This is a genomic window from Veillonella sp. T11011-6, from assembly GCF_002959755.1.
GTDB lineage: Bacteria > Bacillota > Negativicutes > Veillonellales > Veillonellaceae > Veillonella.
In genome coordinates, this window is the sequence record NZ_PPCW01000004.1 from 1 (window position 1) to 21585 (window position 21585).

General features: G+C 38.7%; 19 protein-coding genes, 3 tRNA genes and 1 rRNA gene. 1 reads left to right on the plus strand and 22 read right to left on the minus strand.

The window, feature by feature from the left end:
* From VRHSUH10_RS04570 to VRHSUH10_RS04640, 15 genes are all read right to left on the minus strand, one after another.
* Positions 1–311, minus strand: a 16S ribosomal RNA gene (locus tag VRHSUH10_RS04570); the annotation flags it as partial.
* Positions 312–644: 333 nt separating this feature from the next.
* A tRNA-Lys gene (locus VRHSUH10_RS04575) sits at positions 645–720 on the minus strand.
* 4 nt (positions 721–724) lie between these two features.
* Positions 725–799, minus strand: a tRNA-Gln gene (locus VRHSUH10_RS04580).
* Positions 800–823: 24 nt separating this feature from the next.
* A tRNA-His gene (locus VRHSUH10_RS04585) sits at positions 824–899 on the minus strand.
* Positions 900–1116: 217 nt separating this feature from the next.
* Entirely contained in the window at positions 1117–1956 is an 840-nt protein-coding gene (speE, locus tag VRHSUH10_RS04590) for a polyamine aminopropyltransferase (protein WP_024065843.1), read from the minus strand.
* Positions 1957–2039: 83 nt separating this feature from the next.
* Positions 2040–2669, minus strand: a complete 630-nt coding sequence (locus VRHSUH10_RS04595) for a hypothetical protein (RefSeq protein ID WP_105089630.1) — start codon at positions 2667–2669, stop codon at positions 2040–2042.
* 4 nt (positions 2670–2673) lie between these two features.
* A complete protein-coding gene (locus VRHSUH10_RS04600) occupies positions 2674–3108 on the minus strand; it encodes a peptidylprolyl isomerase (protein ID WP_005385683.1) in 435 nt (144 codons plus the stop codon).
* Entirely contained in the window at positions 3105–3812 is a 708-nt protein-coding gene (locus VRHSUH10_RS04605; RefSeq protein ID WP_105089631.1) for a ThiF family adenylyltransferase, read from the minus strand. Before VRHSUH10_RS04605 ends, VRHSUH10_RS04600 begins: the two co-directional genes overlap by 4 nt.
* A complete protein-coding gene (locus tag VRHSUH10_RS04610; protein ID WP_105089632.1) occupies positions 3812–4186 on the minus strand; it encodes a VOC family protein in 375 nt (124 codons plus the stop codon). The genes VRHSUH10_RS04605 and VRHSUH10_RS04610 overlap by 1 nt, the downstream gene beginning before the upstream one ends.
* Before the next feature lie 79 nt (positions 4187–4265).
* Positions 4266–7349 carry an AAA family ATPase gene (locus VRHSUH10_RS04615; protein ID WP_105089633.1) on the minus strand — a complete coding sequence of 1028 codons (3084 nt, stop codon included), beginning with the start codon at positions 7347–7349 and terminating at the stop codon, positions 4266–4268.
* Entirely contained in the window at positions 7350–8720 is a 1371-nt protein-coding gene (locus VRHSUH10_RS04620; protein WP_105089634.1) for an exonuclease SbcCD subunit D, read from the minus strand.
* A 119-nt stretch (positions 8721–8839) separates the two neighbouring features.
* Positions 8840–9676, minus strand: a complete 837-nt coding sequence (locus VRHSUH10_RS04625; RefSeq protein WP_105089635.1) for a deoxyribonuclease IV — start codon at positions 9674–9676, stop codon at positions 8840–8842.
* 143 nt (positions 9677–9819) lie between these two features.
* Positions 9820–10239 carry a Fur family transcriptional regulator gene (locus VRHSUH10_RS04630; protein WP_005385669.1) on the minus strand — a complete coding sequence of 140 codons (420 nt, stop codon included), beginning with the start codon at positions 10237–10239 and terminating at the stop codon, positions 9820–9822.
* Between the two features lie 176 nt (positions 10240–10415).
* Positions 10416–11981 carry a DEAD/DEAH box helicase gene (locus tag VRHSUH10_RS04635; protein ID WP_105089636.1) on the minus strand — a complete coding sequence of 522 codons (1566 nt, stop codon included), beginning with the start codon at positions 11979–11981 and terminating at the stop codon, positions 10416–10418.
* Positions 11982–12089: 108 nt separating this feature from the next.
* A complete protein-coding gene (locus VRHSUH10_RS04640) occupies positions 12090–12485 on the minus strand; it encodes a hypothetical protein (RefSeq protein WP_105089637.1) in 396 nt (131 codons plus the stop codon).
* Positions 12486–12773: 288 nt separating this feature from the next.
* Here VRHSUH10_RS04640 and VRHSUH10_RS04645 point away from each other — a divergent pair, with 288 nt between their 5' ends.
* On the plus strand, positions 12774–13349 hold the full coding sequence (locus VRHSUH10_RS04645; protein ID WP_105089638.1) for a hypothetical protein: 576 nt from the start codon (positions 12774–12776) through the stop codon (positions 13347–13349).
* Between the two features lie 84 nt (positions 13350–13433).
* On the opposite strand, the gene VRHSUH10_RS04650 is transcribed toward VRHSUH10_RS04645, so the two are convergent.
* From VRHSUH10_RS04650 to VRHSUH10_RS04680, 7 genes are all read right to left on the minus strand, one after another.
* Complete coding sequence (locus VRHSUH10_RS04650; protein WP_105089639.1) at positions 13434–14504, minus strand: hypothetical protein; 1071 nt, start codon at positions 14502–14504, stop codon at positions 13434–13436.
* A gap of 56 nt (positions 14505–14560) precedes the next feature.
* Positions 14561–15514 carry a hypothetical protein gene (locus VRHSUH10_RS04655; protein ID WP_105089640.1) on the minus strand — a complete coding sequence of 318 codons (954 nt, stop codon included), beginning with the start codon at positions 15512–15514 and terminating at the stop codon, positions 14561–14563.
* 65 nt (positions 15515–15579) lie between these two features.
* On the minus strand, positions 15580–15972 hold the full coding sequence (locus VRHSUH10_RS04660; protein WP_105089641.1) for a hypothetical protein: 393 nt from the start codon (positions 15970–15972) through the stop codon (positions 15580–15582).
* A 158-nt stretch (positions 15973–16130) separates the two neighbouring features.
* Positions 16131–17615, minus strand: coding sequence for an aldehyde dehydrogenase family protein (locus tag VRHSUH10_RS04665; RefSeq protein ID WP_105089642.1), 1485 nt, complete (start codon positions 17613–17615; stop codon positions 16131–16133).
* 238 nt (positions 17616–17853) lie between these two features.
* Positions 17854–20133, minus strand: coding sequence for a Tex family protein (locus VRHSUH10_RS04670; RefSeq protein ID WP_233187078.1), 2280 nt, complete (start codon positions 20131–20133; stop codon positions 17854–17856).
* Positions 20130–20624: a dihydrofolate reductase gene (locus VRHSUH10_RS04675; protein ID WP_105089644.1), complete on the minus strand. Its 495-nt coding sequence runs from the start codon at positions 20622–20624 to the stop codon at positions 20130–20132. Before VRHSUH10_RS04675 ends, VRHSUH10_RS04670 begins: the two co-directional genes overlap by 4 nt.
* A gap of 131 nt (positions 20625–20755) precedes the next feature.
* Positions 20756–21547 carry a thymidylate synthase gene (locus VRHSUH10_RS04680; RefSeq protein WP_105089645.1) on the minus strand — a complete coding sequence of 264 codons (792 nt, stop codon included), beginning with the start codon at positions 21545–21547 and terminating at the stop codon, positions 20756–20758.
* Positions 21548–21585: the final 38 nt, after the last annotated feature.

The window sequence follows — 21585 nt, forward strand, 5'->3', positions numbered from 1 at the left end:
CGGCTACTGATCATCGCCTTGGTGGGCCGTTACCCCTCCAACTAGCTAATCAGACGCAATCCCCTCCTTCAGTGATAGCTTATAAATAGAGGCCACCTTTCATCTATCCTCGATGCCGAGATTAGATCGTATGCGGTATTAGCAGTCGTTTCCAACTGTTGTCCCCCTCTGAAGGGCAGGTTGATTACGCGTTACTCACCCGTTCGCCACTAAGATTGATAGAAGCAAGCTTCCATCGCTCTTCGTTCGACTTGCATGTGTTAAGCACGCCGCCAGCGTTCGTCCTGAGCCAGGATCAAACTCTCCAAGATATCTTGAAGCTATTTGAATAGCTCATTATTTGTTGTCGTTACATTTAAGTAACTTTGAATTATGGTTGGTTTTGACTATGTCAAAACCCGCACTCTGGCATATGTTCAATCGTATTGATTGATTACCTATCATTGTTCAGTTTTCAAAGATCTGTTACGTTAGGTTGTTGCCCTAACGACTTGTATAGTATATCAATCTAATCTTAAATCGTCAACCTCTTTTTCAAAGATTTTTTCAACTTATTTTTGATTGATTTTATACATACAATCATAACCAAATACTCTATGAATAGAGATAGAAAACTCACAAACCGAAGTTTGTGAGTTTTAATTTGGTGACTCACCCGCGACTCGAACGCGGGACACCCTGATTAAAAGTCAGGTGCTCTGCCAACTGAGCTAGTGAGTCATGTTGGCAGGGGTGGCTGGGATCGAACCAGCGCATAACGGAGTCAAAGTCCGTTGCCTTACCACTTGGCGACACCCCTACAATGATTATGATGTGTAGGTTATGGGGTGAGTAGTGGGGATCGAACCCACGCGTAACGGAGCCACAATCCGCCGTGTTAACCGCTTCACCATACCCACCACCTTGTAGGTATCGAAGACGTTGTCTTCGTAACAAAGAGAATTATATCTGTTCTAGAGATTTGTGTCAACACCTTTTTCTCAATTTCATTTAACTTTTACAAATAAAATAAAAAAGTGCGTTATCCCTAATATAAACTCTTTCTCCTCATAAAAATAAGGAAGCACATTCATAAGTTATACCTTACGAATGGTGCTCCCCTATTATACATATTATTTACTTAGTTGGCAAATAGTTTTTTACAAAATTTGGCAATGCAAATGCAGCCTTTTGAATTTCAGCATTATAGTACTTAGTTTCAAAGTTTTGTTCACGATTTGGTGTCCATGTTAATGGGTCAAATGTCTTGGAACCCAATGTGAAGCAATGCATACCTGCAGGATAAATTGGAATAAATGCAGTATACAAACGTGCAATTGGGAAGTGATTATTTACGTAACCAAACACTTTTTCAACAAGCGGTTGATGCAACATAGGAGATTCTGTTTGTTGTACAAATAAGCCATCTTTTTTAAGAGCTTTTAATGTATTCTTATAGAACTCTTCAGTAAACAAACCTTCACCAGGACCGATTGGATCAGAGCAGTCTACGATAATTACATCATAGTAATCTTCTGCTTCTGCCATGAAACCAATGCCATCACCAATTTTTACAGTCAATTTAGGGTGGTTTTCAATCATAGCTTTAGCAATAGTTGGTAAATATTGTTTAGCAAGCTCCACAACTTTACCATCGATTTCAACCATAGTAACTTCTTTTACACAATCATGGCGTACACATTCTCTAGCTACGCCACCATCACCGCCACCGATGATCAATACACGTTCAGGATTTGGATGTAAAAACAATGGAACATGACTCATCATTTCATGGTATATAAACTCTTCACGCTCAGACGTTTGGAATACACCATCTAATGCGAGCATCGTACCGTACTCTTTTGATTTAAATACTTCAATTTTTTGGAACTCAGATTCACCAGAGTATAATACTTCTTCCGCTTCAGCGCTAAGACGTAAATGAGGAGTTTGTTCCTCTGTAATCCATTGACTCATGTAGTACCTCCTACTTTTATACTACAATACGCACCGCAGATGATTGCGATGCGTATGTATATTACGTTAATTACTCTGTTTTTTTAATCTTTACGACTAATATAACAGAAACCGCCACCCAAAATAGTGTCTTTCATCCAATTTGCTAACGAGAAATCACGGATTTCACCTTCATCAAAGATGCCACAGCGAATATCATCGCCATCCATAAATATCTTGTGAATTGGAACCCAATGCCATGTATAAAGAGCTTTTTCTTTACCCTTATGACGATTCAAAAATGCTACAGGCACATCTTGTGCCAATGCATCATGAATAAACTGAGCTGCAGCCTCCACCTCTACACGAGATGCGCAGAACGGAGATACATTCAACATATGCACATCATAAGATAGGCCTTTATCCTCCAGTAAACGAGTAAGACCACGTTCCATCCATTGAGTCTTATAAACACCACCACCAAAGCGTGGCTTTACATATTTCCAAACTAAGTTCATCCGTTCTAAAGCAAGCGTTTGATCGGATGTGGTTTCCAGATCTAATAAGCCATCCCTAAATAGCGAATAACCCAATACTTGTGATGCCGATGTGGGACCACAACCAGACAAGCGTTGCCACTCATCAGTGAACCATTCTTGGTCATACCCATATGATGTTTTACCATTTACATCAATATATAGCCATTCTGGATGTTTAATAGATACATCATTCATGAGATTAACCTTCGATTACTTCAACAGTTTCCATGATGGCACCTTGGTGAATACCATCAACTACGTCCATACCTTCGATTACTTTACCGAATACAGTGTGTACACCATCCAAGTGAGGTTGTGGTTCGTATACGATAAAGAATTGGCTACCACCAGTATTAGGACCACGGTGAGCCATAGACAATGCACCACGTTCATGTTTATGTGGGTTGCCAATCAATTCATCTTTAATTGTGTAACCAGGGCCACCTGTACCATTGCCATTAGGACAACCGCCTTGAGCTACGAAGCCAGGGATTACACGGTGGAAACGAAGGCCATTATAGAAACCTTTGTTAATCAAATCAATGAAGTTTTGTACTGTGCCAGGAGCTTCTTTATCAAATAATTCAATTACAATATCGCCGCCGTCAGCCATATGGATTTTTGCTTTTTTCATTGTTCAGGTACCTCCAAAATTGTACGCAACACATGTGCTGCTAATATAAAACCTGCCACTGGTGGCACAAAACTACATGTACCAGGGCTTGTTGCTTCCCCACGGAACTGTGGCTTTGTTGGTTTTTCTGTAGAAAATAAAACTAATTGTTTTTTTATGCCCCGTTTTTTTAACTCCCGGCGCATAACGCGCGCAAGAGGACATGTATGAGACTTATTGATATCAGCAATCATAAGTTTTTCTGGGTAAAAGCGATTACCCCCGCCCATACAAGAAATAACAGGGATACTTTCACGTTGACAAACCTCAATAATATTCAGTTTTGCCGTTACCATATCGATAGCATCGATAACATAATCAACGTGCAAGCTTTGAATGAATCCAGGGTAACTTTCCTCAGTATACATAATATCATGAGTTTCTATCACCACATCCGGATTAATAGAAAGAGCTCGCGCCTTTGCTACCTCTACCTTACGCTCACCAATCGTGTCGTGAGTTGTAATCATTTGGCGGTTCAAATTACTAGGTGCTATAGAGTCTCCGTCGATAAGAACGATTCGCCCAACCCCTGCACGTACCAGAGCCTCAAGAGCTCCACCACCTACACCACCGACACCAAAGAGGGCTACAGAGGTATTCTTTAAGGTTTGAATTTTATCTGGTCCAACTAACCATTCTAAACGAGTTAACATATATTCCATTAATATTTACCCGTCGGAATGATTTCTGTCCAATAACCGTCTGGATCGGCAATGAAGTAAATCCCCATATCAGCATTTTCGTAGGCTACAACATCCATCTCTTTGTGTTTTTTAAGAGCTGCTTCATAGTCATCTACATAAAATGCCAAGTGGAATTCATTGTCTCCCAAATTATAAGGGCGATCCCAGTCACGCAACCAAGTAAGTTCTAATTCATGCGCTGTATATGGACTTTTTAAATATACAAGGATGAAAGCACCACTTGGATCTTCCAAGCGGCGAGATTCCTCAAGTAATAAAGCCTCTTTATAGAAAGCTAAACTTTTATCAAGATCCTTAACATTTATATTATTGTGCGCAAATGAAAATTTCATAGGACCTCCTTAATTAATTCCAGTATATTTTTGTAGGAATTCTCCTCTTTTAATAGTATCACATTTTATAATTCTATAGCTAGTTAATCACAAATTTTGCTGTACTACCATCATCACCACGTGTGACCTCTAAGTGGGCAGGTATACGAGTTTTCAATTCCGGCACGTGAGAAATCATACCGATGAGGCGTCCAGAAGATTGTAATTGTACCAATGTTTCCATGGCAAGTTCTAATGTATCTGGGTCAAGAGTACCAAAACCTTCGTCGATGAACATCGTATCCATATGAATACCACCTGCATAACTTTGAATGACATCAGCTAGGCCCAAGGCAAGGGCCATAGAGGCCAAGAAGGTTTCCCCTCCAGACAATGTGTTCGCTGGTCTTGATTGACCTGTGAAAGCATCCATAACGGCCAAATCAAGGCCTTGTTTACCACGACCACCGCCAGTATAATCAGACCGCTCCAAGGAATAACGACTACGACTCATCTTTTGAAGTCGTAAATTGGCGGCATACACAACTTCATCTAAAATAGCACCTAGTACATATCGTTCAAAGGTTACATTTTTAAACCCTTGTTCCCCACCATTAGCGAGGTCATTTAGACGACTCAAGAACTCTACTTCATTACGAGCTTCGCCCATAGCCTTTTCGAGTTCTTCTAATGATGCTAATGTGGTTTCAATATGTTTTGTTTCTTTATCCCAAGCCGCAAGAGAACCTACCAAATTATCACGTTTCTCTACGGCCGTATCATATACTTCGTCAGAAACCGTATCACTTGGTTCTATTACAGACTGGGCTTGTTTCAAAGCCGCATCATATACAGCTTGAGCTGTACTAAAAGCCTCATCCAATGCATGTAGCTCAGTTCTAAACGCATCTAAGTCCTTATAATCGCCTAACGCATCTATAAAGTCATCTTCAGATACAGAAATTGATTGTAATGATTTTACATATTCTTGATAAAGTCCATCAAAATTTTTTGTTTCTTCCTGCACTTGTGCAAATAAGATTTCTAGACGACCCCGTTTAGCATTGAGCTGTTCTTTAGCCGCATCTAGATTTGATTTACAAACCTTCACCTGCTCATCGTATTCTTTAATTTCAGTCTCTAATGATTCAATCTGTTTATGCCATGCATCAAGATCTGTAGTTGGCAATATCTTAGATAACCCATCTATCTTAGCCTGTACAGAGCTAATCTGAACCGCTACATCATGCAAATTATTAAGCAATTCATTATGACCGATTTCCAACTTTGATAATATACCTTTAGCCTCAACCAAGTCATGCTCATTTTTAGTTATAATTTTGGTCAACTGTTCAGTGTCTCTACGTAAAGCTGTAAGCTGCTCCATTTGAGACGCCAAGCCTTGTTGAATTGAATCAAATGCATCTTCTGAAAAATTATGAATGGATGATTTGAGTTTAGAAACTTGGTCTTTAACTTGCTCATCTAACTCATGCAGACGAACAGATAACGTTTCTTTCTGACCAATTTCGCTAGCCTGCTTTTGCAACACCCCATCACGCACTGCACGAGCCGCTTCTATTTCCTCTTTTGTAGGATATAACTCAGGCTTAGATGCTAACTGTGGATGCTCTATAGAGCCACATACAGGACATGGCTCATTATCTACTACTAAATGGACGAGTTCAAAAGCTCGCCCCTCTGCCATCAAATGTTCTAAACGTTCAAGCTGTATCTTTGAGTTATTTACTGTTTTATCTAGAGTTGCTAACGACCTCTCTTTAGCATCGATATCGTTTTGAACCTTATCTTTCTCTACCAACAATTCAGAATATCGTTGCAAATACCCCAACTGTTCTTGGATATGAGAAATAGATTCTAACGCTTTACTATTAGCTTGAAACTGTTTTCTCGCTTCAACTAACGCAGCCTCTAAATCAGCAACTAGCTTGTGCTGTACCTGCAACTTAGCTTCACTTTTCTCGCGGTCTTGTGTTTCTAACTGGCTATTTAATGTGCTCAATTCCTTATTTAGCACTACTAACTCATTAAACTGTTCGGCCTGCTGTTGTAATTGAGCCAACGTAGTCCGCTTAGCTTGCATAGTTTCAGCTTGAGATTCTAACGTTTCATAAACCTCTGTACATTTAGACTCATGTTGAGTTGCGGCCTCTACACTTTTTTTTGCATCTGAAAGTGCCGTTTTCAAGGTTTTTAATACAGCCTGTTTATCACCAAGTTGTTTATACAATTCATAGCTTGGTGTTAACCCGGTGAGGAACTGAACCTTTTCATTTAAACTAGACCGCTCCTTTTCTCTTTTTTTTACCAAGTCTAATTTGTTCGTAGCCTCAATAAGAGATTGTTGTACCTGATTATATAAGGCCCACTCATTGCGCAATGTATTGAACTGGTCCACTACATCTACAGCTTTATCACGTTCAACAACAAGCGTATCACGATGAGGTTCTCTATCTTTCAAAAGTTCTCGTACATGCTCAATAGTTAGTACAGAGATTTCTTCATCATGCGGAATGGATTGCAGTAATGCAGATTGTTTTGTTATATTTTCTGCAATACCGGATTTTGCTTCATCATAAGCAGATTTTAGGGCATCCTGTAATCTTCGATATAACTCAGTTCTAAAGAGTGTATGTAATAACTCCTCCCGTTCACTGGTGGAGGCTACTAATAATTTTCTAAACTCCCCTTGCGGCAAAAGTACTACTTGTAAAAACTGATCTTTACGAAAACCTATGATTCGTTGAATCGTATCCCGAATAGCAGCGGCAGAGGTAGCGATAACTTTCCACTCGCCATCTTTCATTTCGTATACAGTGGCACTAGCATTCTGCTCACGCATACCTGTACCACGTTTTTTAGCTACCAATTGTTTTGGCAATCTTTCAACACGATACTGAGCCTCACCGATAGCAAAGGAAAAGTCAACACGGGTCATACGTTCAGGTTCTGCAAAATCACTGCGGATAGCATCTGTTTTTCGCACTTCCCCACTAGGTTCGCCATATAAGGCATACACCATCGCATCTAGTATGGATGTTTTCCCCGCTCCTGTAGGACCAGAGATGAGGAACATGGAATGGTTTTGGAGCTCATTAAAGTCCAAAGTAACCGAATCGCGGTACGGACCAAAGGCTTCTATAGTTAAAGATATAGGCTTCATTTAGTCCTCCTTTAGAATTCGATCCCATACAGAGTTAATGTATTGTTGCTCACGCTCTGTTAACGGTTCTTTCCACACGCTTTCAGCAAACTGATTAAATAATTCGCGCTCGTTTAACTCTTTAAAGACTGCATCTCCCATGTCAGCTATAGGTGCTGCCAAGCGACCTACTAAATCAATAGTCATGCATCGATGATAGACTTGGCGCAACTTAGCCATCCCATCCATAATAGGCATCGTATCGAGCAATCGGGCCTGCACATAATCCTCTTTATGCTTATCCTGTAATTCCTTATTGTTTAGCAAATCTTCAAAATAGCCTTCCAATATTACAACGTCACGCTTCGCCTCTACAGGAATGGTGCTAATATCTACGTTACCTTTTACATTCATATCAATGATAGTAAAAGACTTCTTCTGCGTATGCTCATCAAAGGAATATTTTAAAGGCGATCCGCTATAACGAATATAGTCTGCCCCCATTCGTTGAGGCCCATGCAAATGGCCAAGGGCTGTATAGTGAAAGTCTTTAAAGACTTGTGGACTTACTTGTTCACTACCACCGATAGACAAGGTACGTTCAGAGCCACCTACATCACCGCCCATTACAAAGGCATGACTAATAGCAATGCTGCGCATCCCCTTTGGCACTTGATTGCGTAAATGGTTGCTCCAAGCCTGATACATTTGGTCATAGTTGTGTAGATTTAGACCAATTTCATTATTTGAGCCTAAATTTCGTGCGACTTCGTCAGTTATTTCGGTATCAGCAGAACATGTATCTGCCATGTCACTACTAGCAAATAAAGAGTCTTCAACAACATCTACAGATGCTTTTTTAGATTTAGAACCCTTAGTTTTTGTTTTAGCCTTCGCCGCTTGTATTTCTACATTTTCTATATTTTGAATAGTCTCTAAGGAGATATTAGTAGAGCCAAAGCCTAATGCATCCCCAATGCGACGAGGCTCGCTAAATGGCATAGGGCAAATGGCCACTTTGCCATCAGGGCCTTCAAATTCAAAGGGTTGTAATGCATGATGAGGGGATCCCCAAATATGGATGCCAGAACGACTTAACATAGAGCGGCCCACCTCAAGTCGTTCAGCTCCGTCATGATTACCACTTACAACGAAGAGTGGTACCTTATAATCTATAGCGAGACGGGTAATGATGGAATCCCATAACTCAATAGCTTCAATAGGCGGCACTGCACGATCAAATATATCCCCTGCGAGCAATATGCCGTCGATTTTTTCATCTTTCAAAATAGAAAAGAACTGATTCTCAAACACATGAGCTTGGTCATCTGTTAAGTACTGACCATAAAAAATACGTCCTAAATGCCAATCAGCAGTATGTAAAAAACGCATTTTGTACCCCCTTTCCAGTTCTCCTATTCCTTACACTTATACTATTTAGATGGTTATTTCATACTCGTAATACGAGTAGTTATATAAACTATTATATAACTAAATCCTTAATCACTTAATTATTGATTCTCCACGATAGAACGAAGCATAGCAATTTCTTTTGCATAACCATCTAATTCGTTTGGCGTTTCTAAATAGAACGGCAAGTTCGTCAATTTAGGATGTGTCACAATACGAGCAATGGCATCGATACCGATGTGACCTTCACCAATTTTTTCATGCCGATCTTTATGAGCACCCATAGGATTTTTAGAGTCATTCAAGTGAATAGCTTTCAAACGGTCCAGACCTACAATGCGGTCAAATTCATCGATAACGCCATCAAGATTATTGACGATATCATAACCACCTTCGTGAATATGGCATGTATCAACACATACGCCCATGTATTCTTTTAATTTCACACCGTCGATAATGCGAGCAATTTCTTCAAAGCGAGAACCAATTTCTGTGCCCTTACCTGCCATGACTTCTAAGAGAACTGTTGTTTTCATGCCAGGGAATAAGATTTCATTCAAGCATTCCACGATATATTCGATACCTTGATCTACACCTTGCTTTACATGGCTACCAGGGTGAAAGTTATACATTTGGCCTGGTAAATATTCCATACGCTCTAAGTCTTCTGCCATAGCTTGTTTTGCAAAGGCGCGCAAATCTTCTTTTGCTGCACATGGATTATACGTGTAAGGTGCATGAGCTAATAAGGTGCCAAAGTTATGTTCTTTCATATACGCACTCAAGCTATTCATATCCTCTACATCGAGGGCACGCATACTACCCCCACGAGGATTGCGCGTGAAGTATTGGAATGTATTGCCCCCAATTTTGGTAGCTTCCTTCCCCATGTTTAAATAACCTTTACTAATTGATAAATGACTGCCGATGACAAACATAATACTCCTTTATATATGATTCTAAAAATCTTATTGCTAAATACTTATGAAATACTAATTAAATACTCACTAAAACGATGACCAATAAAAATAACTAATATAACCCCTACCGTGAAGGAGCCCTTCGCGACAGGGGTTATGTATTAATGGCTTTCTTTTTTAGCACACTCAGGGCATACACCTTCAAAGGTAATATGTTGACCTGTGATTTGATACTCACTACCTTGATCAGCAATTGTTTTGATAGCTTGTAAATCAATGCCCATCATATCCTCTACCTTGTTGCAACGGATGCAACGGATATGGGAATGAGCTTGTGTGTCCCAATCGTAATGAGCGCGCTCATCACCAACTTCTAAAATTTTTACAAGACCGATTTTTTCAAAAATCTCCATTGTCTTGTACACAGTTGCCAAGCTCATGCTTGGATGTTCTGGACGCAACGTATGATACAACATTTCTGCTGTTGGATGATCATGATGACCACGCAATGCATCATAAATCGCAATACGTTGTGGGGTCACTTTAAACCCTTGGCTACGCAGAATTTGTGCGATATCCATAATACTCTACTCTACCTTTCTCCACTTGGAAATCTATAAGGCATCGACCATTATCGGCCATTCACAAGAAATAATTATTATCTATTATACCAGAATTCTCAACACTTATCAAGATAGATAGTATTAACTATTAAGTAATAAAAAATGTGGATTGCCCAAAAGCAATCCACATTCTATTAGTCTTTAAAGTAAGGTTTGAAACCTTCACCTTGATGACGAGGTTTTCTATCACCACGTGGACGATCAGATCTACGATCATCTCTGCGGCGGTCATCACGACGTTCACCTCTGCGGTCATCGCGGCTGCGACGAGGGCGATCATCACGACGACGATCTCCGTCACGGCGGCGATCACCATCTCTACGACGGTCACCACGGCGACGGTCACTACGGCCACCTTCGCGGCGACGGCGTACACGCAATGGTTTTTCTTCTGTAATATTTACAGGAGTTGTATCTGGTTCTTTTGTTAACAACTTAAGAGCTGCTGCCAAAAGTGTTACGGAATCTGTATCATTCAACAATTCCTCTGCACTAGATTTGAATGGCGCTAATGCTTCTAAATTATCTGTCATTTCAACGAGGCTTTCAATTGCCAAACGTTGTTGACCTTCAAGAACTTCACCTAAGGAAGGTGCACGTCGGCGTGCAATTTTACGTTTTGTTAAACGCTCGATAGCATGTAAATGCTCCATTTCACGAGGGATAACAAACGTGAAAGCTTGACCAGCTTTACCGGCACGGCCTGTACGACCTACGCGGTGCGTGTAGCTTTCAGGATCTTGAGGCATATCATAGTTATATACGTGAGATACGCCAGAAATATCAAGACCACGAGCTGCCACATCAGTAGCCACGAGAATATCGATGGTACCTTCGCGGAATTGACGAATTACGCTGTCCCGTTTTTGTTGAGACAAATCGCCATGAATACCTTCCGCCATGTAACCACGTTTTTTAAGACCTTCAGTTACTTCATCAACACGACGTTTTGTACGTGTGAAGATAATAGCAAGTTCAGGTGTTTGAATATCGAACAAGCGGCAAAGAACATCGAATTTTTGACGGTCTTGCACTTCGATATAATATTGTTCAATTAAGTCCATCGTAACTTGAGTCGGTTTCATACGAATCAATGTTGGCTCTGTCAAATATGTTTCAGCTAATTGTTGGATAGCTTTAGGCATAGTTGCGGAGAACAACAATGTTTGATGGTCTTCTGGGATAGCACCCAAGATTTTATTGATATCATCAACAAAGCCCATGTTTAACATTTCGTCGGCTTCGTCCAATACGACAACTTTCACATTGTCAAATTTAATAGAACCACGGTCCATATGGTCCATCAATCGGCCTGGAGTGGCAACGATGATTTGTGGGTTCTTTTTCAAGGCACGGAACTGACGATTAATATCTTGACCACCATAGATAGGTAGTGCTGTGATATTCGTGTATTGAGCCATTTTGTTAAGCTCTTCAGCTACTTGGATAGCTAATTCTCGTGTAGGGGATAAAATAACTACTTGAACGTGACGCTCATTCCCGTCTACGCGTTCCAATACAGGCAAGCCAAATGCTGCTGTCTTACCAGTACCTGTTTGAGCTTGACCAATCATGTCTTTACCGCTCATGGCTACTGGGATAGCTTCCTGTTGAATTGGCGTAGGCTCTTCAAAGCCCATATCGTTTAACGCTCTTAGAACAGGTTCGCTAATCATTAATTGTTCAAATTTTTCTAACATCTAAATGTGTTTCCTCCTATCGCACACGAATTATGCGCGTTAGAATAGTATATCATATTTCGAGGATGAGCGCTATTAAATTAATAACCATTTTATGATATGTATTTACTACTTAAAGAACATACTCTTTAATGCATATCCTGAACCTGCAATACCAATTAATATAGAAAAAATAGCCAAAAGGCCGCGTTTATAATATAAACTATTTCGCTTTTGATAAAAACCTGTACACATTATCAAAAGCACGAAAATGCTCCAAGCAACACCATATCTCGCAATAAATAAATAATCTTTATCAATTAAAAATTTACAATTTAATAGGACTACACTTACAATTGCAATTATTATTAAATACTTAGTTAAATTGCCAAAAGCTCTATGCTTTTTGATGTATTCATACTCTTCATCAAAGACACGTTTACTAAGTTCAAGTTTATATAGCCCTATACATAACGATATAGATGTGAAAACCCAAAAATATCCTAACATCTCAATTTTTTTCATTTTTTACTAGTCTCTTTTATAATACACTCTTAGATATCCTTAATTATAACATACGGCAGATCCACACTTATAAGATACTGATACACAAAAAGGCACCTCGTTCGAGGTGCCTAGTTGTTATAGTTTATTGGAGACTTGTATGGTATTAATCAACTATATAAGTAAAAATATGTTTTAGGTATAATATAATTAAAAGAACGTACTTCAAAATACCGCCAATAATTAAGCAATGCCTGTTAAGCAATTACGATTTAATGAACTTTCTAAAGTACTATAAAAGGAATACCAATGAAACCATTTACTCTTAAAAGATTTGTATTACTACCGTTGATTATATTATCCCTCATAATGACAACAGGTTGTCATCTTCTATCACATTATAGTGAGGATGAGGTACAACAATATATAAATAAGAATTATACTAATCTGACCTATCACCTAGAATCACAACGGAATCATACATGGCAAGTCACCTTTGATAAATATCCACAAATGCCCATTGAAATATCTGAAGCCATGCACACCTCAGCACCAGTTGTACCACAAGTTGAGCGAATACTAATAACCAACATTCCGTTGATAACTGTATTTCCATTAATGAAAAACCATTTAACAGCAGAGGAATTATCTTATGCTACATATGACACATCTACCTTGTATATTGAAATGCCTATCCCCTATTCAGCCATACAAAATCAAGATGTAACAAACTTTTATAATCGTATGGATCAGTTCTGTAAAGAATATGCTAAAACATATCCAGACTTCAAAGAAAGGATATTTATTAGAGTCATTATAAAACCATCTGATGGTTCTGATTCACCTGAAGAGTATAGAAGAATATTCCGTTTATCTCAATATTGATAAAAGAGGTGCCTCCTAAGGAGCACCTCTTTTATTTATGAAACGATATTGCCATTTGATATTCTAGAAATATTATATGTAACATCATTTCACACTATCATCAACAATCCTTATAATCCTCCTAAAGAAATCATATCCACCATTTATATAATCACCCATTCCCACTTCCCTATCTTGAAAATATGGTGAAATAGGAAGATATCCCCACACAACACCTAATCCGCCACATATATTGCGGCCACCATCTCCACCTTTATAGGAAAACACATCATTATCATATACAATTTCTCTACAATACGGATCGTCACCTATAACAAGGCCAAAAAAGTTTTCTTTTTCTAACGTATAATCTCCATCATTATCCATCCATTCCATATGCTTTAAATTCATAGAGAAATCTATATTGTTTCCCCATGGAAAGATAGTTCTACACCCCTTGCCAGCTAAATACTCCCACTCTCTTTGTGTAGGCAGAGAATATCTATTATCTTTTATATCCTGTAAAAGTTTCTTAAATGTGGTTTCTTCATAAAGTTTGCCACACCAATTGCTATCGTCTGTTTTATATAAACAAACAGTGTTGTGCACCATCACTTCAGAAATACCTTTTTCCTCGGCTTTTTTTATCATCTGTTGCCACTCTTTATTTTGTCTGAGTGTCTCATCTGAAATAGGTATCCAACAAGTTTCACTATACTCTTTTTGTACTAACAATGGATGGATTACAAACTCATCTTCTTGAGTAAAATTATGTTTAAAATACGTTTCTATGTTGGATAGTACTCCTTCATCTTCTAGTGTTTCGCTAATCTTAGTTTGAACATCGTCTTCACTAAAGATTTCCTCTTCATATCCCTCGACAAATGGATAGGCAAGCTCCGCTAAATTTTCATCATTAAAAATATCCTGAAATGGTTTATTTTTAAAATCAAACCCTAACGTAACAGTATCTCCAGGAACAAATACAAATTCTATACCATCATGTGAACGATATACTGCCGTATATGTGGATTGTCTAAATGCAGCAAAGTCTTTAAAGGATATTAATTCTAAATTATATATTTCTCCAATCTGATATAACAATTCTTCCTTATCACTAATAGATAACAAATCATATTGGGGATTATACAATTTTTTGATGGGAATAGGATTCATTAATTTGATACTCCTTATTTTTATCTAGTACAAATATTCTTTACTATGCATTTACTCTATTTACTTAAGTATTGCCTTAGGGTTTGATTTTCTAATGGTCCTAATTGTAGCGCCTTCCTATTTTTAATTGCATTAATAGCTAATGCTTCAAAGGTATCTTTATCAAAATTAGAAAATTCATTAAAGGAATTAAACACTATAAATTGTTGATTCAATAAGTTAGGTAATACCTCTAAGTCTTTCGTTCTTACTGTATCTAGCTCATTTCGTGCATAAGATTCATATCTCTCATCACCTAAATTATTCTTGCTAAACCGCCCTATATCAAGATTATTAGAATAATAGCTATATATAGCTTTCTCAGAGAAATCAAGTTTAGTCAATTTTCCAAATTCAAAATTATAATAAGCGTTGTTTCTATAAATATGTTCACTACCATACTTACCAATAATAGTTCCTGTAGAAAGATCAACTATATCATTATGCTTAACCATATCTTCCTTTCTATACGATACATAGAAAGGTAGCTTTATAGTATATCCAGCGTGTGGGCCTGTATATCGTTTCTCACTATCAAAAAAGATCTCATGCCATATATCTCTATCATTTTCATCAAGACTAGAAATATTAGGGTATAACTCATCAAGGCTCACATTAAAATGTGTTTCTTTAGCATCTATTCGAGGAATGAAAGTATTATATTTATTAAGATCTTTATTCCAAGCATCTAACAAACTTATATTTTCATCAAAAATACCAATACCGTCTAACGTTATGTAATAAAGTTTATTATCTACCTCATGAACGGCAACTACATTATCAGCAATCTTATGTTCTTCATCGTCGTAAAATAATGCACTATTACGAAATTCAGTTAAATGAATGGAGCTATTTTTAAAATCACTACTACCAGCTAACAATAAAATTATTATTACCATTAAAGTAATATAAATTAATAATATGGCAGCAACAACACAACCAATCCATTTCAATACTCGCTTTGAATTCATAGGCACCCTCTCAAAACAATATCTATATTGATATTACCTAATAGTTTTCTATTTTTGGTTTACTACTAAAAAAATACATCACGAAATGCATACATATATACAGCAATAAATATCAATATCGACAATATAGCAATAAGCCCCCGTTTAAAATATACACTATTTTTCTTTTGTAAAAATCCTGTACAGATGGTAAAAAGCCCCCAAACGACCCATCCACCCCCATAAGTCATAATGAATTCATAATCTTTATAGATTATAAACCTAAGATCTATTAAAACTATACTTATAATACTGATTATAGCAAGATACTTTGTTAAGTTACCAAAAATTCTATGTTTTTTTATATATTCATAGTCTTCGTCAATGATATGCTTACTTATTTCAAGTTTATAAAGCATTACAATCAACACTATAGATACAATAATGAACTTTATCCCTAATATATCTAATTTACTCATTCTTCACCAGTCTCTTTTACAATACATACTTAGATGTTCTTAATTATAGCACACGGCAGATCCACACTTATAAGATACTGATTTCCTATATTATGCGCAAAAAAGGCACCTCCAAGGAGGTGCCTCATTGTTATAGTTTATAGGAGAGTTGAAGTTTATTAATCTAAATCGTAGAAACCAGAAGGTTTATCGCTCAAGTTAATAATGATATTTTTCATTTGAGTGTAGTGTTCAAGGATAACTTTGTGAGTTTCACGGCCAATACCAGATTGTTTGTAACCACCAAATGGTGCGCCTGCTGGGATGGAGTTATATGTATTTACCCACATACGACCTGTTTCGATTGCTCGAGCTACGCGGATTGCACGGTTAAGGTTTTGTGTAAATACGCCACCGCCAAGACCGTATAAGCTGTCGTTAGCTTGTTCAATAACTTCTTCTTCGCTGTGGAATTTGATAACAACAGCTACAGGGCCGAAGATTTCTTCACGAGCTACGCGCATATCGTTTGTAGCGTCTACGATGAGTGTAGGTCTAATGAAGCAACCTTTACCAAGTTCGCCGTCAGTAACGCGTACACCACCAGCTGCAACGCGAGCACCTTCTTCTTTAGCAAGTTCTACATAGCTAAGTACTTTCTTAACTTGATCTTCGTAAATCAAGGAACCAAGTTGTGTAGATTCGTCCCAAGGTAAGCCAACTTTTACTTTATCAAATAAAGCGGAAAGTTCAGCTACAAATTTATCATAAATTGTATCTTGTACGAAGATACGGGAACCTGCGCAACATACTTGACCTTGGTTGAAGAGGATGCCGAGCATTGCTCCATCAAGAGCTTGTTTCCAGTTTGCATCTTCAAAGAAGATATTCGCAGATTTACCACCTAATTCCAATGTAGCTGGAATCAAGCGTTCAGATGCTGCTTTATATACATCAAGACCTACTTCTGTAGAGCCTGTGAAAGCAAGTTTGCTGAAGCCAGGATGATCAAGGATATATTGACCAGATTTAGAGCCTTTACCAGTTACGATATTCACAACCCCTGGAGGCAAGATTTCTTTTAAAATATCGCCTAATACTAAAAGGCTAAGGGATGTATGGCTAGAAGGTTTGATAACAACTGTACAACCTGCTGCAAGAGCTGGTGCCAATTTCCAAGCAGCCATTAGGAATGGGAAGTTCCAAGGTACTACTTGACCTACAACGCCAATCGGTTCACGAACAATGAGGCTCAATGTATTTTCGTCAAATACTTGTGCGGAGCCTTCTTCGGAACGAAGTACGCCTGCGAAGTAACGGAAATGGTCAGCACCAAGTGGAATATCTACATTCAAAGTTTCACGGATTGGTTTACCATTGTCGTATGTTTCAACTTGTGCCAAGTACTCTTTGTGAGCATCAATAGCATCAGCAATTTTTAACAAGTAATCAGCGCGATCTACTTGAGAAACAGTTTTCCAAGTTTTAAAAGCTTCTGTTGCAGCGTCTACCGCTTTATCAACATCGTCTTTCGTAGCCTCTGCACAGATAGCGAGTTGTTCGCCATTAGCAGGGTTATATACATTAAATTCAGCGCCGTCAGATGCAGCTACCCATTCATTATTAATTAAAAGTCCATATCTTTCTTTAAGGTTCAAGCTCATAGCATTACCTCCTATGTAGGAATATAGATTGAGGAAGATTTCCTCTGTGATTTCATCATACGCCTTATATCTAAATATTTCAATCAGATATATCATTTTCGATATATCTGTTCTGCATTATTATACATAGTTTTAAGTTATATAGAAAAACCGCACCCTCAAAATCCATAGAGAGTGCGGTTTTGTGTACAATGACTTTTAGTCAAGTGTATTTCTCAATAATATAATTCAATTGATACTAATTGTTTTGTCGACCACCATTGTTGCGGCCATTATTACGGTTATTGTTACGACCGATGTTTCGACGTTGTCCGTTGTTATTTCTGTTTCGGTTATTATCGTTATTCTTTGGCTTTTCTGGTTGTAATGCTTTTACAGATAAACCGATACGATTGCGTTTTACATCAACAGAAATAATTTGAGCTTCAATGATATCGCCTACAGCCAGCACATCAGATGGATGTTGGCGACTGTTACAGAGTTCACTACGATGTAAAAGACCATTAGTTTTAAGACCAAAGTCTACGAAAGCACCAAAATCAACGACGTTGTGAACAGTACCTTTTACAACAGTACCAACTTGAATATCTTCAAGGCTTACTACATGTTTTCTAGTAAGTGGTGCTGGCAAATCTTCACGAGGGTCACGACCTGGTTTTGCTAAAGCCCCTAAGATATCTCGTACAGTCGGTACACCCGCATCAAGTTTTGCGGCCATTTTTCCGGCATCAACAAGTGGTAATTTCACTTGTAGCGCTTCCAGTTGTGCTTTGTCTTGCAAATCTTTTAAGGTAAAACCTAATTCACCAATAATGCGTTCTGCCAATTCATAGGACTCAGGATGGACAGATGTATTATCTAATGGATTTTTACACTGTTGTAAGCGAAGGAAACCAGCACATTGTGTGAACGCCGCAGGACCTAAGCGAGGTACTTTCAACAATTCTTTACGGCTTTTAAAAACGCCATTCTCTTGACGGTATGCAACGATATTTTTAGCCACCGTGCTAGAGATGCCTGCAATATGTTGCAAAATAGCAGGAGATGCCGTATTGAGCTCTACCCCAACGTGGTTAACTACAGTTTCAACGACTTGATCTAAGGTATGAGTCAATTGCTTTTGGTTTACGTCATGTTGGTATTGACCTACACCGATAGATTTAGGATCAATCTTAACAGATTCAGCCAATGGATCTTGTACACGGCGCGCAATCGATACAGCACCGCGTATGGTTACATCTAAATCTGGCAATTCATCGATAGCCAATTTAGAAGCAGAATATACAGATGCGCCTGCTTCATTAGTGATGATATAGTGGCAGTCTAATTTTTCCTCTTCAATCATGGTGGAAGCAAACTGCTCTGTTTCATAGGATGCAGTACCATTACCAATAGATAAGAGAGTAACCTTAAACTTACGGATTTTATCAGCCAATACCTTTTGCGCTTCTTTGCGAAGCTTTTCACTATTAGTTAAATAGTAGGCACCATAATCTAGCACATTACCTTGTTGATCGATGATAGCCATCTTACAACCTGTACGGTAACCAGGGTCAAGGCCCATGATAACATGACCTGCCAAAGGCGGTTGTAACAATAGGTTCTTAAGGTTTACACCGAATACCTTGATAGCTTGTTCGTCCGCATTTTCCGTCAACTCATTGCGGATATCGCGCTCTAGAGCAGGGAAAATTAGACGTTTATACGCATCGGCTACTGCAGTCGCTTTATAGTCTCCGAAGATGGACTTTGGATTTTTCTCTAACTTTTGCACCATGTAAGTAACATACGTATCACCTGGTACTGTAAGGGCTAATTTCAAAGCCCCTAATTTTTCACCGCGATTAACCGCCAAGATACGGTGAGATGGCATTTGGCGAACTGGTTCGGCATATTCTGCATATTGCAAGAACTGTTGTTGTACCTCTTCATCACCAGTCAACTCAGCTTGAATAAAGCCTTCGTTCCACATCTTTTTACGCAAATACGCACGGAAGTCTGCACTATCGCTAACAATTTCCGCTACGATATCAGAAGCACCTTGAATAGCGTCCTCTGGTGTGGGCACCTCTTCCGTTACAAAGTCTTTAGCAATCTCTAAAGGATCCCCAGCGGTAACCGTATCGTTAAGGATCATGTCCGCCAACGGCTCTAAGCCTCGTTCACGGGCAATCATCGCACGAGTACGTTTCTTAGGACGGTACGGTAAATAGAGATCCTCTAATTCTTGAAGCTTTGTTGCGGCCTCTAAGGACTTCATCAACTCGTCGGTCATCTTTTCTTGCTCTGTAATAGATGCAATGATTTCTTGGCGACGTGTTTCCAAATTGCGCAGATATTTAATGCGTTCTTCAATGGTGCGCAATTGCTCATCTTGCAATTCACCGGTTACTTCTTTACGGTAACGCGCAATAAATGGCACCGTATTGCCTTCGTCCAATAATTCTACGGCAGCTTGCACCTGCTTTGGCTTAACATTTAATTCACTGCCAATAATGGCAAACATTCTTTCACTCATTTAGATGCCTTTCTGCAATAGGTTACAAAACGATGAGGATATTTGTTCTTCTCATCCACCGCGCCGTCTACAACGGATTCAATGGTGAAAGCCTCCTCTGGGAACTCTGGGAAAAATGCATCCCCTTCAAATTCGTGGTCTACTTCTGTAATGTACATCGTATCCACGTACGGCAAGAAAGCCTCGTATACTTGAGCACCGCCGATAACATAGGCCTCATCAAGAGCGCGTGCCGCTTCTGCAGCCGCCTCAGGACTATGGAAAATCTTAACACCTTCTGGTGCATCAAAGCCCTTATCACGGGTAATCACCCAGTGCTCACGATTTGGCAACAAGAACGGCAAACTTTCAAAGGTCTTACGGCCCATAATGATGACATGACCTATAGTTTTCTCTTTAAAGAATTTCAAATCATTTGGCAAGTGCCAAATCAAGGTATTATCTTTACCAATCACACGATTATGTGCTACAGCTACGATTAATGCTAACATACTAGCCTCTTTCAATTAATGGTATATGGCAATAGTCATACATAGGATTCCAATTCGCAATGGTCATGAACATAATACTCTATCTACAGCCATACATATCATGCTATTTAACAATTATCATGAATTTAGTGCTATACAGCAACAGTCATGGACAATTTACCTAGATGTTCATACCCGTCTAATGTAACGTCCTCTGGTGTGAAGTCATAGAAGTCTTTTACTTCAGGATTCACAATAATTTTCGGAGCTGGCAACGCTTGATCACGACGTGCTAACTGCTCGCGCAATGCTTCTACATGGTTTTCATAGACATGAGCATTGTTGATAACATGAGTAAATTTGCCAGGTTTAAGACCTGTTACTTGGGCAATCATGCATTGTAATGCTGCATATTGAGCTGTATTAAATGGAACGCCAAGGCCCATATCGCCACTGCGTTGAATGAGCATGCAGTTCAACTTGCCATCAGCTACATCCCATAATGTTTCATACGCACATGGTTGCAATGCCATATCATCTAAATCTTCAATATTCCACAATGTAACAATCATACGACGGCTATCAGGATCTTCCTTGATAGTCTTGATGAGATTATCAAGTTGCTTGTACTTTGCAATTTGGTAACCATAGGCCTTACCAATAGTGCCATCTTCACGCATCCACTCGTCCCATACGCGCACGTTCATTTCTTGTAATTTGCGTACATCGTTAGATTGCATTTGCCAAATCCATAACAATTCTTTTACCGCCGTTTTGAAAGCTACAAATTTTGTAGTCAAAATGGGAAATTCCTCTTGTAAGTCGAATTGCATAATTTGATGTGGCAATTTATAAGTTGCAATACCTGTACGGTTTTGACCATACGTGCCATGTTCTAAAATATTTTCAATAATACCGAGGTATTGTGTATCTGCTAGACTCATATGTCCCCCTAAATCTATGTATACTACGTCGAGTAATA